Annotated in this window: 11 protein-coding genes; 9 read left to right on the top strand and 2 right to left on the bottom strand. The window is 73.3% G+C overall.

Annotated features, from left to right (window positions below):
- Positions 1 to 54 precede the first annotated feature (54 nt).
- From AB0H84_RS36520 to AB0H84_RS36480, 9 genes are all read left to right on the top strand, one after another.
- The gene (locus AB0H84_RS36520) at positions 55 to 2,502 is read left to right on the top strand and encodes a protein kinase (RefSeq protein WP_357614844.1); all 2,448 of its coding nucleotides are present in this window, start codon (positions 55 to 57) and stop codon (positions 2,500 to 2,502) included.
- A gap of 430 nt (positions 2,503 to 2,932) precedes the next feature.
- Positions 2,933 to 3,610 carry a hypothetical protein gene (locus AB0H84_RS36515; RefSeq protein ID WP_357614842.1) on the top strand — a complete coding sequence of 226 codons (678 nt, stop codon included), beginning with the start codon at positions 2,933 to 2,935 and terminating at the stop codon, positions 3,608 to 3,610.
- A gap of 3 nt (positions 3,611 to 3,613) precedes the next feature.
- A complete protein-coding gene (locus tag AB0H84_RS36510; RefSeq protein WP_357614839.1) occupies positions 3,614 to 4,390 on the top strand; it encodes a glycosyltransferase family 2 protein in 777 nt (258 codons plus the stop codon).
- Positions 4,387 to 5,535: a 2-phospho-L-lactate transferase CofD family protein gene (locus AB0H84_RS36505; protein ID WP_357614836.1), complete on the top strand. Its 1,149-nt coding sequence runs from the start codon at positions 4,387 to 4,389 to the stop codon at positions 5,533 to 5,535. The genes AB0H84_RS36510 and AB0H84_RS36505 overlap by 4 nt, the downstream gene beginning before the upstream one ends.
- Positions 5,532 to 6,725: an HAD family phosphatase gene (locus AB0H84_RS36500; protein ID WP_357614833.1), complete on the top strand. Its 1,194-nt coding sequence runs from the start codon at positions 5,532 to 5,534 to the stop codon at positions 6,723 to 6,725. Before AB0H84_RS36505 ends, AB0H84_RS36500 begins: the two co-directional genes overlap by 4 nt.
- Entirely contained in the window at positions 6,722 to 7,468 is a 747-nt protein-coding gene (locus tag AB0H84_RS36495; protein ID WP_357614831.1) for an NTP transferase domain-containing protein, read from the top strand. The genes AB0H84_RS36500 and AB0H84_RS36495 overlap by 4 nt, the downstream gene beginning before the upstream one ends.
- Positions 7,456 to 8,694 carry a hypothetical protein gene (locus AB0H84_RS36490; protein WP_357614828.1) on the top strand — a complete coding sequence of 413 codons (1,239 nt, stop codon included), beginning with the start codon at positions 7,456 to 7,458 and terminating at the stop codon, positions 8,692 to 8,694. Before AB0H84_RS36495 ends, AB0H84_RS36490 begins: the two co-directional genes overlap by 13 nt.
- Positions 8,691 to 9,920, top strand: coding sequence for a glycosyltransferase family 4 protein (locus AB0H84_RS36485; protein WP_357614825.1), 1,230 nt, complete (start codon positions 8,691 to 8,693; stop codon positions 9,918 to 9,920). The genes AB0H84_RS36490 and AB0H84_RS36485 overlap by 4 nt, the downstream gene beginning before the upstream one ends.
- A gap of 720 nt (positions 9,921 to 10,640) precedes the next feature.
- Positions 10,641 to 11,018, top strand: coding sequence for a hypothetical protein (locus tag AB0H84_RS36480; protein WP_357614822.1), 378 nt, complete (start codon positions 10,641 to 10,643; stop codon positions 11,016 to 11,018).
- A 9-nt stretch (positions 11,019 to 11,027) separates the two neighbouring features.
- Here AB0H84_RS36480 and AB0H84_RS36475 read toward each other — a convergent pair whose 3' ends face one another.
- Complete coding sequence (locus tag AB0H84_RS36475) at positions 11,028 to 11,999, bottom strand: glycosyltransferase family 2 protein (RefSeq protein ID WP_357614820.1); 972 nt, start codon at positions 11,997 to 11,999, stop codon at positions 11,028 to 11,030.
- A gap of 63 nt (positions 12,000 to 12,062) precedes the next feature.
- Positions 12,063 to 14,600 carry a glycoside hydrolase family 3 C-terminal domain-containing protein gene (locus AB0H84_RS36470; protein WP_357614817.1) on the bottom strand — a complete coding sequence of 846 codons (2,538 nt, stop codon included), beginning with the start codon at positions 14,598 to 14,600 and terminating at the stop codon, positions 12,063 to 12,065.
- Between the last annotated feature and the right edge of the window lie 106 nt (positions 14,601 to 14,706).

Here is a 14,706-nt window from a genome sequence, read left to right as displayed (position 1 = left end):
GGACGTACGGGCCTTATTGTGTGATCGCCCGATGTGATCCGTGGAAGGAGCGGGATGCCGGACATGCGCCCGCTCCGGCCGGGCGATCCCGAGCGGATCGGCTCGTACCGGCTCGTCGGCGTGCTCGGCTCCGGCGGCCAGGGGGTCGTCTACCGGGGCGTCGGAGACCGCGACGTGGCGATCAAGGTGCTGCACGGCCACCTCAGCCACGACGACGACGCCACCAAGGGCTTCCTGCGGGAGGTGGAGGCGGCGCGGCGGGTGGCCGCGTTCTGCACGGCCGCGATCCTGGACGTCGGGACGGTGGACGACCGGCCGTACATCGTCAGCGAGTACGTGCCGGGCGACACGCTGCAGGCCGTGGTCCGGACCTTCGGGCGCCGGGTGGGCGGGGCGCTGGACCGGCTGGCCATCTCCACCCTGACCGCGCTGGTGGCCATCCACCAGGCCGGTATCGTCCACCGGGACTTCAAGCCGGGGAACGTGCTGATGGGCCCGGACGGGCCGATCGTCATCGACTTCGGGATCGCCAAGGCGCTCGACGCCACGACCGGCACGTCCGCGCCTGTGGGGACGCCGGCGTACATGTCGCCCGAGCAGTTCAGGGGCGAGCGGGTGGGGCCCGCCTCGGACGTGTTCAGCTGGGCGGGGACGATGGTGTTCGCCGCCACGGGGCGCACGCCCTTCGCGGGGGACACGGTGGCGGCCGTGGTGAACAGCGTGCTGAGCGGCGTCCCGGACCTTTCCGGGGTGCCGCCGCACCTGCTGCCCATCATCGAGACCTGCCTGTCCAAGGACGCCGCGGTCCGGCCGAGCCCGGCTGAGCTGCTGCAGCGACTCATCCGGCAGGCGGGCCCGGGCGCCGGCGCCCTCCCGGGCCACAACGCCGGCGTTCTGCCGGGGCACGGCTCAGCGCACCCCGTCACGGGCATCCCGCCCATCGGCTCGTCCCGACCGGCACCGGCCGCTCCGCCGGGTGCGGCGCCGGTGCCCGGCCCGCCATCCGCAGGAGCGGCTGGAGCGGGGCCGGCGGGTTCGCCGCCTGTGGGAACGATGCAACCGCCGAAGCCTCCGCCCGCCGGGAGCGCACACGCCCTGTCTCCGCCCGCCGGGAGCTCGCACGCCGGGCCTCCACCCGCCGGAAGCGCATACGCTGGGCCTCCGCCCGCCGGAAGCGCGCACGCCGGGCCTCCGCCTCCGCGTGCCGCGAGGCCCCTTCCAGGCGACGCGCCCGCTCCGGCGGGACGGCCGCCGCTGTCCGCCTGGACGGGATTCCCTGCCGGAAACGGGTCGGTGGCCGATGCGGACACGGCGCCCGGGCAGGGCCGGCCGGTCAGCCGGCGGGCCATGATCGGCGGGGCCGCTGCCGCCGCCGCGGCCGCTCTCGCGGTGTCCGCCTTCACTGTCTTCCGGCCGCGCGACGACCTCCCCTCCCCGATCGACCGGAGCACCACCCATCCGACCGGCGGGGGCCAGACCGCCACCGCCGGGTCCCCTACGGCCGCGTCGCCCACTCCTGCCGCGTCCGCGCAGCCTTTCGGTACGCAGCTCGCTGAATCCGTACCCCTCCCCGCAGCGGACGGCGCCCCCAAGGTGCTGGCCGCCACAGGGGGCACCGTCGTGTGCGGGACGGCCAAGGGGGCGGTGTCCGCCTGGGACCTCGGCCAGGCGCCGACCAGGCTCGGGGACGGCGGGGGTTCGACGGCGTGGGTGGCCGCCGGCAGCGTCGGCGGTACGCCGGTGGTCGCCTCAGGGCACCTCGACGGCCGGATGCGGCTGTGGAGCCTGGCGGGCGAGAGCCTCGCCTCGCACAAGGTGAGCGACCCCGTCATCGCCGTCACCGTCGCGGCGGGCGCGGCGGTGGCGGTGTCGCAGAAGTACGACGACATGAAGGACCTCCACAGCGTCGTACGGCTCTGGGACATCTCCACCGGAAAGCAGATCGGCCCCGCGATCAACGACCACTTCCAGGGCGTCAGAGGGCTGGCCTTCGGGCGGCTGGGCGAGGACGACGTGCTCGTCACGGGTGACGGCCGCCAGCGCGTCCGGGTGTGGCGGCTGTCGGACGGGAAGATGACGCACTCCTTCCACACCGGGGAGATCGGCGGGATCGAGCTGCTGGCCTGCGGCGAGGTCGACGGCAAGGCCGTCCTCGTCTCGACCCACCTGGACGCGACCCTGCGCGTGTACGACCTGGCGACGGGCAAGCGCAGGAAGAAGTGGACGTTCAGCGACCAGAGCCCGGACGACCGGGGCGCCGCGGCCCTCGTCGCGGGGCGCGTGGCAGACGTGCCCTTCGCGGCCGTCGCCCACGCTCCCTGGAACGGCGACGTCATCGTCCGCGTCTGGGACCTCCGCGACGGCGACGTCATCGGCGTGCTCGGTCCCGGTCGCGGCGGGGCGATCCGCACGCTGGCGCTCGCGGAGCAGGACGGCCGCCCGGTGCTCGCCGGCACGGGCGACGACCGCGCGCTGCGCGTCTGGAGCCTCGGTCCGAGCTGAGCCGCCCGGAGCGGTTGGTTGCGGCGATCCCGAAATTTGGTTTTCGGGCCTCGGATGTGAAAGCTCGCGGGAGCGCTCCCAGTCGCTCGACAGCCGTCTGAGGTGCGGATATTTCCGGTCGTTGGACCACTTGTTCAATTAAGGTGCCTCCGCAAGCCGCCGCAGGCGCGCCGGGCAGGGGTCTTGACATCCCAGGCAGAGCGCTCCCTACCGGTCCGTCACTACAACGTTCCAGATTTTCACGTCTCTCGAAATGACGCCGTTGACCTGGTCTTTTGCCACCGCACTACGGTTAGTCAATGGGCCAGACAATTCCGGTAGGTCCGATATTTGTTATTTAGCTCAGCACCATGGGAACAGCTGCCATACTGCGTTTGGGAGCGCTCCCGCGAGCGTCTTCCCTCATGACGCCCCTCCACGAGGACCGGCTGTGAACCATCCCGACCCCCTTCTCGACGCCCGGCGCCCATGGGCCGCGCACATCTGGTGGATCGCCCTGGCCGTCGGCGCGGCCGGCTTCGCCTTCGTCTGGCTGGCCACCCCGCACGCCCGCGAGATCGACGCCGCCTGGCAGCTCGTGGCCAAGCTGATCGCCTTCGCCTTCCTGTGCTGCGCGATCGCGTTCTTCCCGTGGGTGTCGCCACGCCTGAGCTGGCTGCTGTACGTCCCGTTCGTCTTCTTCACCGGCTACCTGATCCCGAGGATCAGCTGGTTCTACTACGGGGACGGCGCGCGGGCGCACGGCGACAGCTTCTACACCCACCTCTACCTGCTGCTGTATCCGGCGATCGTGCTCACGGTCGCCGCCGCGTACCGGATCGGCGGCGGCTCCCCGGGCCGCTGCCTGAAGATCATGGCCACCGGGGTGCTGATCGTCTTCTCGGGCTTCCTGGACGTGATGTGGCAGGTGGTCAACCCGGTGGAGATCCCCAAGCTCATCGACGCCCCGCACATCAACCTGTTCACCGGCGGGCCGATCTCGTTCGGCGCGGCGATCTGGTTCGCGCTCGCCCATGTCCCCTTCATCGTGGGAATCAACCTGCTTCCCCTTGACCGCTGGATCGCGCGCCTGACGGGAGCCGGCGCGGACGCCACTCGGAGGAGGTGACCATTGCCGAACGCGCCTGCCGCGCCGCCCCTGATCGACATCTCGGTGGCGGCGCCCGCGTACAACGAGGCGGAGAACATCGCGGCCGCGGTGACGGAATGGCGGCAGTACCTGGAGCGCCACCCGGCCATCGGCGCTTGGGAGATCGTCGTGTGCGACGACGGCAGCGCCGACGCGACCGGGAAGATCCTGGAGGAGCTGCGGGAGGACTGCCCGGGGCTCGTCGTCGTCACGTTCGGGCGCAACCGCGGCGCGGGGGCCGCCATCGCCGCCGCGATCGCGCGTACCCGGATGGACTGGGTCGTGCTGCTGGACTCCGATGGGCAGTTCCCGATCGCCAACCTGGACCGGTTCATCGGGCGCATCCAGGCCGGTGCGGGGCTCGCGTTCTCGGGCGCCCGGATCAGGAAGGCCGACAGCCTGCCGTACCGGTGGGGCTCGGCGGCCAGCGGCGCGGTCAGCAACCGGCTGCACCGCACCCACTACCGCGACTTCAACTCGATCTTCAAGGTGGTGTACGGGCCGTTGTTCCGCGCTCTGCCGCTGGAGTCGGCCGGGATGAACTGCTCGACCGAGATCACGGCCCGCGTCGCCGAGCTGGGGCACACCTGGGTGGAGGTGCCGATCGAGCATCGCGCGCGGGGTGGCGGCAGCCGGGGCTGGCGGTTCTGGCGGGGAGCGCGCGACCGGGCGCTGTTCGTGGGCTACCTCGGGCTGCGCCACTGGCTGCTGCGCCGCGGCGTGCTCCGCGTCCCGGTGCCGGACGAGGAGGTCCGGTGAGGGTCTCCATGTTCAGCGGCGGGCGGGGCGCGGCCGGGATCGCGCGCGCCCTGCTGTGCCGGCCGGGGCTGGAGCTGTCCCTGCTGATCAACGGGTACGACAACGGGCTGTCCACCGGCGCGCTGCGCCGCTACCTGCCGGGCATGCTCGGCCCGTCCGACTTCCGCAAGAACCTCCTGCTCCACCTCGACCGCGGCGACCCCCGCCGGGAGCTGCTCGAACGCCGGCTCGCGCCGGGCACCACGGCCGCGGACCTGGAGCGGCTGATCGACGGGCCGCTGGACTACCGGATCACGCGCGAACTGCGGGTCTTCGCCGGGCGGCTCCGCGCCGAGCCGGACGGGCTGGACCTGGCCGACTGCGCGCTCGGCAACCTCGTGTTCGCCGGGGCGTACCTGCGGCTGGGCGAGGACTTCAACGCGGCGGTACGGACGTGCGCGCAGACGTTCGGGTCTCCGGCGAGGCTGCTCAACGTGACGGCCGGCGAGAACGCGTTCCTGGTCGCGCTCAAGGAGAACGGGCGGCTGCTGGCCGACGAGGCGGACATCGTCGCGCCGCAGGACGCGACGGCCATCACGGGGCTGTTCCTGCTACGGGAGCCGCTGACGGCCGCCGCCCGCGCCGAGCTGGCGGGGCGGCCTCCGGAGCGGGTGCGGGAGCTGCTGGCCCGGCGCGCGGCCCGCGTCACGCCCAGTCCCGAGGCGCTGGGGGCGCTCCGGGACGGCGACCTCATCGTGTACGGCCCCGGCACGCCGCACTCGTCGCTGCTGCCCAGCTACCTGACACCGGGCGTGGCCGAGGCGATCGCGGAGAGCCGGGCCGCGGCCAAGGTGTTCGTGGTCAACATCGGGGGCGACCACGACATCCAGGGGCTGACGGCCACCGATCTGGTGGACCGCACGCTGGCGTACCTGGGCGACCCGGGCAACGAGCGGCGGACGATCACGCACGTCCTCAGCCATCACAGCGCTTCCGGCGGGCTTGCGGTGCCGTGCGCGGTCGTCGAGCGCGGGTGCTGGGCGGGGGCGCGCTGGATCAGCGCGGACCTGGAGGACGCCGACCGTCCCGGCACGCACAGCGGCCCGCGCACCGCCGACGCGCTCCAGGCCGTGCTCGGCGAGATCTCCCTGGCACGGGCCGGATGACCGGGTTCACGGATCCCGCTCGGGCCGCCACGGCGGGCGGCGCTCCCCACGCGAACGCGCCGACCGGCACCGCGGCCACCGCGGCCACCGCGGCCACCGCCCGAGCGGACGCCCCTTCGGCGAACATCGCGCCCGCCACCGCGCCCGCCACCCGAGAACGCGCCGCCGACGCGAGCACGGCCGCCGACGCGAGCACGGCCACCGGCGCAAGCACGGCCACCGGCGCCGAGAAAGGCGCCATCGGCACAAGCCCGGCCAGGGGCGGTCGAGAAGGCGCCAGCACCCGCCCCGCGAGCGACGACCCAGGAGGCGTCAGCACCCGCCCCGCGAGCGACGACCCAGGAGGCGCCAGCACGAGCTCGGCCAGGGGCGACCGAGGAGGCGACAGCACGCGCCCTCCAAGCGACGACCCAGGAGGCGTCAGCACGCGCCCGGCGCCCAGCGGCCCAGCAGGAGTCGGCACGAGCCCGCCGCACAGCGGCGCAGGAGGCGGCGGCGTGAGCGCTGCGGGCAGGCGCCGCGAAGGCGGGGGCGTGGGCGGGGTGCCGGCAAGGGTGGTCGCCGGAAGGCGGGTGTGGTTGTGCGATCTTGACGGGACGCTCGTGGATTCGTTCCCCGCGCACGAGGCCGCGTTCCGTCAGGCGATCGCCGAGCTCGTCCCGGCCGCGCTCCCGACGTTCCGCTACGCCGACCACGCCGGCGCGAGCACCGCCGAGGTGGCCGCGCTGCTGACCGGGGGGCACGAGGTGGCCGGGCGGCTGGTGCGGCGCAAGCAGGAGCTGTACCGGCGGTTCGTCGAGGAAGGCCGGGTCGTGCCGTTCGCCGGGGCGCGCCGGCTGCTCGACCTGCTGGGCGGCGCCGGCAGAGTGGCGTACCTGGTCACCAGTGGCAGCCGCGGGTCGGTGGAGCGGGTGCTGAAGGGCTCGGCCCTGGGTGCGTGCTTCCGTGACGTGCTCACCGCCGACGACGTGCCGGTGAGCAAGCCGGACCCCGAGTTCTACCGCCTGGCCTGCCGCCGCTGGCAGGTCGATCCCGCCGAGGCCGTCGTGCTGGAGGACTCCCCCCACGGGGTGGCCTCCGCCGTCGGCGCCGGGCTGGCGACGCTGCAGGTTCACACCACCGAGCCCGCCCCCGGCGCGGTCGCGGTGCGCGGGCTGGACGAGATCGTGTCCCTGTTGGAGATGACGTGAGTATTTGCGCGGTGATACCGGCCGCCGGGCGTGGCACCAGGCTGGGCCAGGGCATCCCGAAGATCATGATCGAGGTCGCCGAGGGCGTCACCGTGTGGCACCTGCTGCTGGAGCGGCTGCGGCCGTGGACCGAGCACGTCCACGTCGTCGTCTCCCCCGACGGCGAGGGCCCGTTCCGCGAGCTCGCCGCCGCGGAGATCGACGCGGGCGCGGTGTCGGTGAGCGTGCAGGAGCGGCCCACCGGCATGGGAGACGCGATCTTCGGGGCCGCGGGGCACTGGGCGGCGTACGAGACGATCCTGGTGGTCTGGGGCGACCAGGCGAACCTGTCCCCCGCCACCGTGCGCGAGGTCGTCGCCGCCCACCCGGGCAAGGGGCTGACCCTGCCGCTGGTGCCGATGGCCGAGCCGTACGTGGAGTACGAGCTGTCCGGCGGCGAGCTGGTACGCGTGCGGCAGTCCCGCGAGGGCGACGAGTGCCGGCCGGGCGGGCTCAGCGACGTCGGCGTGTTCTGCCTGGCCACCGAGGGGCTGCGGGCGGCATGGGAGCGGTACGCGGCGCGGGCGGCGCAGGGCGCGGCCACCGGCGAGGTGAACTTCCTGCCGTTCCTGCCGCACCTGTCGCGGGCCGAGGGCCTGCCGGTGACCGTGGTGCCCGTGACCGACCCGGACGAGGCGCGCGGCATCAACACCGCGGAGGACCTGGAGTTCGCCCGGCAGGCGTACCAGCGGTGCAGGTCCTGAAGACCCGCGCGGCCGGGCTGCGGAAGGCGGCCGGGCCGACGCTGGTGAGCACGGTGGCCAGCGGCACGGCGGCGGCGACCACGCTGGTGATCGCCCGGGGGGCGGGGGCGAGCGCGTTCGGCCAGTTCACGGTGGTGCTGTCGATCGCGCTGATCGTCACCGTCGGCATGCTGACGAGCCTGCACTACGTGATGCTGCAGGAGCTGCCCAGGGCGGATCCGGAGCGGCGGCCCGAGCTGGTGGCCACGGCGCTGCTGGCCACGCTCGCGGTGACCGCCGGGCTGGCCGTGCTGGGCATGCTGGCGGCGCCGCTGCTGACGGCGGCGCTGAACGTGGACACCCGCACGCTCGGCTTCGGCCTGGCGCTGGCGGCGTCGATGACGGTGAACCAGCTCACCGAGAGCTTCCTGCGCGGGCTGAAGCGGTTCGCGTTCGTGGCGGGGCTCAAGCTGGCCGTCGCCATCGCCTACCTGGGCTCCGCGTCGTACTGCCTGCTGGTGCTGGGCGTCAGGGAGGCGGAGCCGTACCTGGTGGCGCTGATCGCCACGAACGTGGCGTTCGCCCTGGCGGCGCTGGCGGCGGTGCGGGTGCGGCCGCGGCTGTGGTCGGCCCGGCTGGCGCGGGCGCTGTACCGGCACGGCATGTACGTGACGGTCATCGCCGCGCTCACCGGTGTGCTGTTCGGGATCGACGTCATCTTCCTGAACCACTGGGCGGACCCGGCCGACGTGGGCGTGTACTCGGTCTACAACGGCTTCCCGAAGCGGCTGCTCGGCGTGGTGTTCACCGACGGGATCGGGCTGGTGCTGCTGCCCGCGATGGCCACCTCGGACAAGCCGCTGCTGATGCGGCGGATCGCCCGGCTGGTCCCGGCCGTGGCCGGGGTCACGGCGGTGTTCGCGTTCGCCGCGAGCACGGTGTTCTTCCTGCTGATGAGCGGCGACTACCCGTACTCGCTCGGCCTGATGGCGCTGTCGGCGCTGGGGATCGGCGCGCACACGGCGTTCAACCTGTACTCCGTCGCCCTGTCCATGGACGGGGTGCGCGGGGCGAAGGTGCTCATCGGCTGCCTGGCGGCCGGGACCCCGCCCGCGCTGGTCGCGCTGGCCGCCTGCATCCGCTGGCAGGGCCTGGCCGGCGGGCTGGCGGGTTTCGCGCTGGCCAACCTCGTCCTGCTGGCCGTGGTGGCGGCCGCGGCCGCCCGTGTCTACCGGAGCCCGACATGAAGATCGCCTACGTCGTCAACCAGTTCCCGCCGAACATCACCGCCGGCCTGGGCAGGTACGTCGAGCTGATCACGCCGTACCTGGCCCGCGAGCACGAGCTGACGGTCTACACGCTGAACGACGGGCGTCAGCCGGTGGACGAGACCGTCGGCGGCATCCGCGTGTACCGGCCGCGGACGGCCCTCACCGGCGGGAGGCGCCTCAACCGCACCAGGCGCGCGGAGTTCCTGCTGCTCGCCCTGCAGGTGGTGGTGAGCAACTGGCGTTACTTCCTGCGGCTGTGCCGCCGCCGCGAGCGGCCCGACCTGGTGGCCGTGCACGACTCCACGAACTTCCTGTCGGGCCTGCTCTGCCACTACGTGCTGCGGCTGCCGGTGGTCTTCCACGTGCACACCACCGAGTACGGCGTCGCGCCGCAGCGCAGCATCACCGACCCGCTCAACGTGTTCGCCGCCCTGGAGCGCCGGCTGGCCAGGATCTCCCGCCGCGTGGTGGTGGCCACGCCGGAGGTGGGCGACCAGCTCAGGGCCGCGGGGTGGGACCGGACGCCCATCGACGTCGTGCCGCTGGGCGGGACGTTCGAGGCGGTGCTGCCGTCGTACGGACGGGACACGCTGCGTGCCGGGGCGCGGGCCCTGCGCGAGCGGCTGGGGCTGCCGGAAGGGGACCCCGTGCTGCTGTTCGTGGGCAGGATCGAGCGGCAGAAGGGCGTCTACCAGCTGCTCGAGGCGATGCGGGCGGTGGTGGAGGCGGTGCCGGGGCTGCGGCTGCTGATCGTCGGCGAGGGCGACGTGGCGGGCGTGGAGCGGATCGTCGCCTCGACCGGGCTGCGGGGGCGGGTGCTGGCCTCCGGCAGGTTCGTTCAGGGACGTGAGCTGCTGGAGCACTACGAGCTGGCCGACGCGTGCGTGTTCCCGTCATTGTTCGAGCCGTTCGGGCTGGTGGCGACCGAGGCGATGGCGATGGGGCGGGCGGCGGTTTTGGGTGACGGCTTCTCGCGGCTCTTCCTCGGCTCCGACCCGGACGCGCCCGCCGCGTACTTCGTGCGGGCGGGTGAGCCCGCCGACATCGCACGCGGCGTGATCGCGGTCATGACCGACGCGGCGCTCCGCCGCGAACTGGCCGAGCGGGGCGAGCGGTTCGTCAGGGAGAGTCTCAGCTGGTCGCGCGCCGCCGCCGAGACGGCGGAGGTGTACCAGCGGGCCGCGAAGACGACCGCCCGGTGAATTCACCGCCATTTCGATAACGTTAGGTCATCGATGGAATGCGGAGAGTGATCGGGCCATGTGCGACACGCCCGCGTTTGTTCGTGGTGAAGTTTTACCTGCGCACTCCGCGCCCCGGCCGACGGGAAACTCGCCGCATATTCCGAAATCAAACTTCGGCAGGCTGCGGGATATTCGAATAGTTCCGTACGGGCGGCGATGAATAACATTCGTCGGCGCTCTGGGGTCAGGTTGGGGCGGCTGGGAGGCTCGGATTCCGTTTCGCGCACTTTGCGGGGTCTCATCCGTATTGTCCTATCGCCCTGGAGCAGGAGATTTGCGGCCTGACGGGCACATGTACAATCACCGTGTTCGACCTTGCGACCAGGAGATTCGGCCGCAAGCGGAGGAGAGAAGGCCCTCGATATGAGTGGCCATTCTTTTTCCTCCATGATTCCGGCGCGACTGTCTGCTGACTCCAGGAGGGGCGCCGGGACCAGGTGAAAACGGAGAGGTCTCCCGGGCAAACGGGAGACCTCTCCGTCATTTCTCCCCGCGAGCGCCATTCCGGCCCGCGCGGAGCGCGATCGATCGTGCCATGCTGCTGTCCACGAGGAACTCTCACATCCCTGTTTGCCCAGGCGTTGTAAGACGGGGTTCGTCGTAAGCCGGCGCCTTGAAAGCGGCCATTCCGCGATCGGCGCTCCCACCTGGAGTCGACAAGAATCAAGGAGGTCGCTCATGGCGACGTCGACCGCACCTTCCGCCAGGAGCCGCGGGCGTGCCCCTCGCCGGGCCGCGCAGCCGTCCGGTGGCCGCCCCCTCAGGGAGCAGCGCGCTGCCTGGGTGGTCGTTTTCGTGGGCGTCCTGGTGACGTACGTGACGTTCGTGCTCATGCTGCTCCCCCAGGGATACGACCTGTGGGTCGTCCTCGGCGCCGCGACCACGACCTGTCTGGTCGCGGGGCAGGTCACCCGGACGGTGACGCTCATCTCGGCCGGGCAGGGCACGGCCGGCGCCATGGCGCCTCGTTCGCTGCTCGGGCGGGTGGTGGCGTCGTGGATCAGGGCCGTCGTCGCGGACGTCCCGGCACGCGACGCCGACTCGCGGGAACTGTGAGCAGCGCCGTCAGGCGGGGGCTCTCCTGAGCACGCGCAGGGAGCCCACCGCCAGGCCCGTCACGAGCACCACGTGGACCGCCAGGTGGACGGCCATGAAATAGGCCGTGAAGGCCGTCCCGCGCTGCCGGTGCACGAACCGCAGCAGCTCGGGGTCCGCCACGACGAACCACCCGACCAGCGCCACCGGCACCAGGAGCAGCACCGGATGCAGCAGCGCCAGCGGCAGGCAGGCCAGCGCGAGCGCGCAGGCGAGGATGCCGGCCCGGCTGTTGGCGTTCTCCGGCTTGGCGGCGCAGCGCCTGGCCGTGGCCAGCGCGAGCGGGATCAGCGGCAGGGCGCGCCGCCACTGCTCGGCGAGGACCGGCAGGAACCGGTGGCCCTCGTCGTGGCGGCCCATCACGGCGTCGGTCAGCAGGATCCGGGTGCGCACGGCCAGGCGGCTGCTGTACTCGACGTCCTCGCTGTCACGCAGGCCCTCGTCGAGCCGGCCCGCCTCCAGCCACACCGCGCGGCGGATCGCGGCCAGCGCGAACACGACGCTGTTGACCTCGCCGAGGTGCCTGCGCCGCCAGTGAACCTGGTGGAGCAGGCGGTAGTGCTCGACGGGGCCGTCGTCGATGAGCGGCTCGGTGTCGTAGACGCCGTGCACGCAGCCGAGAGCGGGATCCTCCTCCAGCAGCCGCACGGCGTTGGCGACCGCGTCCGGCCGTAACGCCACGTCGCTGTCGAGGAAGAAGATCACGTCGCCGGTGGTGCTCTCCACCCCGGCGTTCCTGGCCGCCGAGACGCCGCGGTTGGCGGGCAGCCGTACGACGCGGCAGCCGAGCTCCTCGGCGATGGCCGGGGAGCCGTCGTCGCTGGCGTCGTCCACCACGACGATCTCGTCGGGCAGCCGGGTCTGGGACAGCACGGACTCCAGGCACAGACGCAAGGTCCTGCTCGCGTTGTAGCACGGCACGATCAGCGAAACTCTCGTCACGGAGACAGCCCTTCGCGAGTCCCTGGGGGCCTCAATGATCGCGCAGAACGCCCCTTGCGCGCATCATCGGACGGCCACCTCCTGCCGCAGGCGCAGATCCCTGGAGGAGGACCCGACATGGACCGTACGGCGGCCGCCCGCGAGCACCCATCGGCCGTCCGACCAGCACTGCAGCGCGCGCCTGGACACCGTCACGGTGACCCGGCGCCGCTCGCCCGGCCGCAGCCGCACCCTGGCGAACCCGGCCAGCGCCCGCGGCGGCATCGGGACCGGCGGAGGGGACGGCGGGCCGAGGTAGACCTGCGCCACCTCCGTGCCCTCCCTGCGGCCGGTGTTCGTGACGGTGAAGGACACGCTGAGCCCGCCACTCGCGGCCCGCACCGACAGGCCGCCGTAGTCGAAGCGGGTGTAGGACAGGCCGTGCCCGAAGGGGAAGAGCGGCTCGACGTCGTTGGCGTCGTAGTGCCGGTAGCCGACGAAGACGCCCTCGCCGTAGACGGCGACGCCGCCCTCGCCCGGGTAGCGCTCGGCCGGCGCGGTGGGCGCGTCCTCGGCCCGGCGCGGGAAGGTCACCGGCAGCTTGCCGCCCGGGCTCGCGCCACCGAGCAGGAGCGTGGCGGTGGCGTCCGCGCCCTCCTGGCCCGGGTACCACATCTGCAGGATCGACGGCACGCGCTCCAGCCAGGGCATCAGCACCGGGTCGCCGGTGTTGAGCACCACGGCGGTACGGGCGTTGGCGGCGGCGACGGCCTCGATGACCGCGTCCTGGCCCTTCGGGAGGGCGAGGCTCGCCCGGTCGGCGCCCTCGGTGCCCTCGTTGAAGGCGAACACGAGCGCCGCCCGCGCCCCCGCGGCCAGCGCGACGGCCTCCCGCAGCGCCTCCTGGCGGCGGCGCGGGGTGATCCAGGCCAGCCTGACCTGCAGCGGCGTGCCGGGCGCTCCGGTGGCCGCGATGGCGATGGGCGTGGGCCGGCCGGACTCCAGGTGGACGACGCCGCCGGCGTTGGTCAGGCCGCCGGAGGTCGCGATGAGGCTGCTGTTGCCGCCGATGAGGGCGCCGACCGAGCCGGTCCTGACGCCGCCGACGGTCAGCGAGATCGAGCCGTTGAACGCGGGCACGCCGCCCGCGCCCTGGATGCGCAGGTCGTAGTCGCCAGTCTCGGGCGCGGTCAGCGTGCCCGTCCACGTCCACGACGTGCCGGCGGGCAGGGCGTTCGCGCCGGTGTGGTCGACCTGGGCGGCGGGCTGCGGCGTGCCGCCCTTCGGGGCGCGCCGCAGGGAGAGGGCGGAGGCGGGCACCGGGACGCCCTCCAGGTCCACCCCGGTCGCCCAGCTGACGCGACTGCCTGGCCCGGCCTGGCGGCGCAGGGCGTCCAGGGGGCTCTCGGCGCGTGCGGGGAGCACCCGGGCGCTGCCTCCCCCACCCACCAGGGGGTGAGCGGCGGTGGGACCGATGACGGCGAGGCCGGTCCCGTCCGCGCGGCCGGCCAGGTCTGCGCGGGTGAGCGGCAGCAGGTCGCCCTCGTTGCGCAGCAGGACCGCGCCCGCCAGGGCGATCTCCCGCGCGGTGCCGGCGCCCGCCTCCGGATCGAGGGACGGGCGCGGCCTGCCGCCGCCGAGCAGGCCGAACCGGGCGAGCTGGACGAGGACGCGGCGGACCGCGGTGTCCACCACGGATCCGGCCAGCTTCCCTGAGGTGACGGCCGCGGCCAGGCCGGCGAAGTTGGCGCCGGACGGCATCTCCATGTCCAGCCCGGCGGTGACGGCGGGCACGCCGCTGTGCGTGGCGGACCAGTCGGACATCACCCAGCCGGCGAAACGCCACTCGTCGCGCAGGATCCCGGTCAGCAGGTGCGCGTTCTCGGCGGCGTACACGCCGTTGACGCGGTTGTAGGCGGCCATGACCACGCCCACGCCCGCCGTCACGGCGGCCTCGAAGGCCGGCAGGTAGATCTCGCGCAGAGTCCGCTCGTCGACCCGGGCGTCGACGCTCTGGCGGGCGTGCTCGAAGTTGTTGGCGGCGTAGTGCTTGGCCGTGGCGATCAGGCCCTCGCCCTGGATGCCGCGCACCTCGCCGGCGACCATCGCGGCGGCCAGCAGCGGGTCCTCGCCGAGCGTCTCGAAGTTCCTGCCCGCCTGCGGCACCCGCACGATGTTGGTCATGGGCGACAGCAGCACGTCCATGCCCAGCGCCCGGCCCTCCCGGCCGATGACCGCGCCGAACCGCCTGGCGAGGTCGGGAGCGAACGTCGCGGCGAGCGCGACCGGGGCGGGCAGGGCGGTGGCGCGCGCCGTGACCCGCACCCCGGCGGGCCCGTCGGCCAGGCGCACCTCGGGGATGCCGAGGCGGGGCACGCCGGGCAGGTAGCCCGCCTGGCCCCTGGAGGCCGGGTCCCGGGCACCGTGCAGCAGCGAGATCTTCTCCTCCAGCGTCAGCTGCCCGAGCAGGGCGTCGACGTCCGCGCGGCGGGCGCGCCCCCGTGCGGGTGCGCGTGCGGCGGCGGCAGCAGCCCCGACGGGTGCGGGTGCGGCTGCGACGGCCACGGCGACCCCGAGGAGCCGGGCCACGTCGCGGCGGGTCAGCGACCGAGTGAGCGCCATGCCGTCCATGGCAGCAAATCCCCGGTCCGGCGGAGATCGACGGCCGGGAAGTGGCGGTCCACGTTGCGGCAAAACAATGACGGGGTTGCGCCCTCGTGGCGATGTG

It is taken from the genome of Nonomuraea sp. NPDC050786 (genome assembly GCF_040654115.1).
Taxonomy (GTDB): domain Bacteria; phylum Actinomycetota; class Actinomycetes; order Streptosporangiales; family Streptosporangiaceae; genus Nonomuraea.
This window is presented reverse-complemented; position numbering and strand designations above follow the sequence as displayed.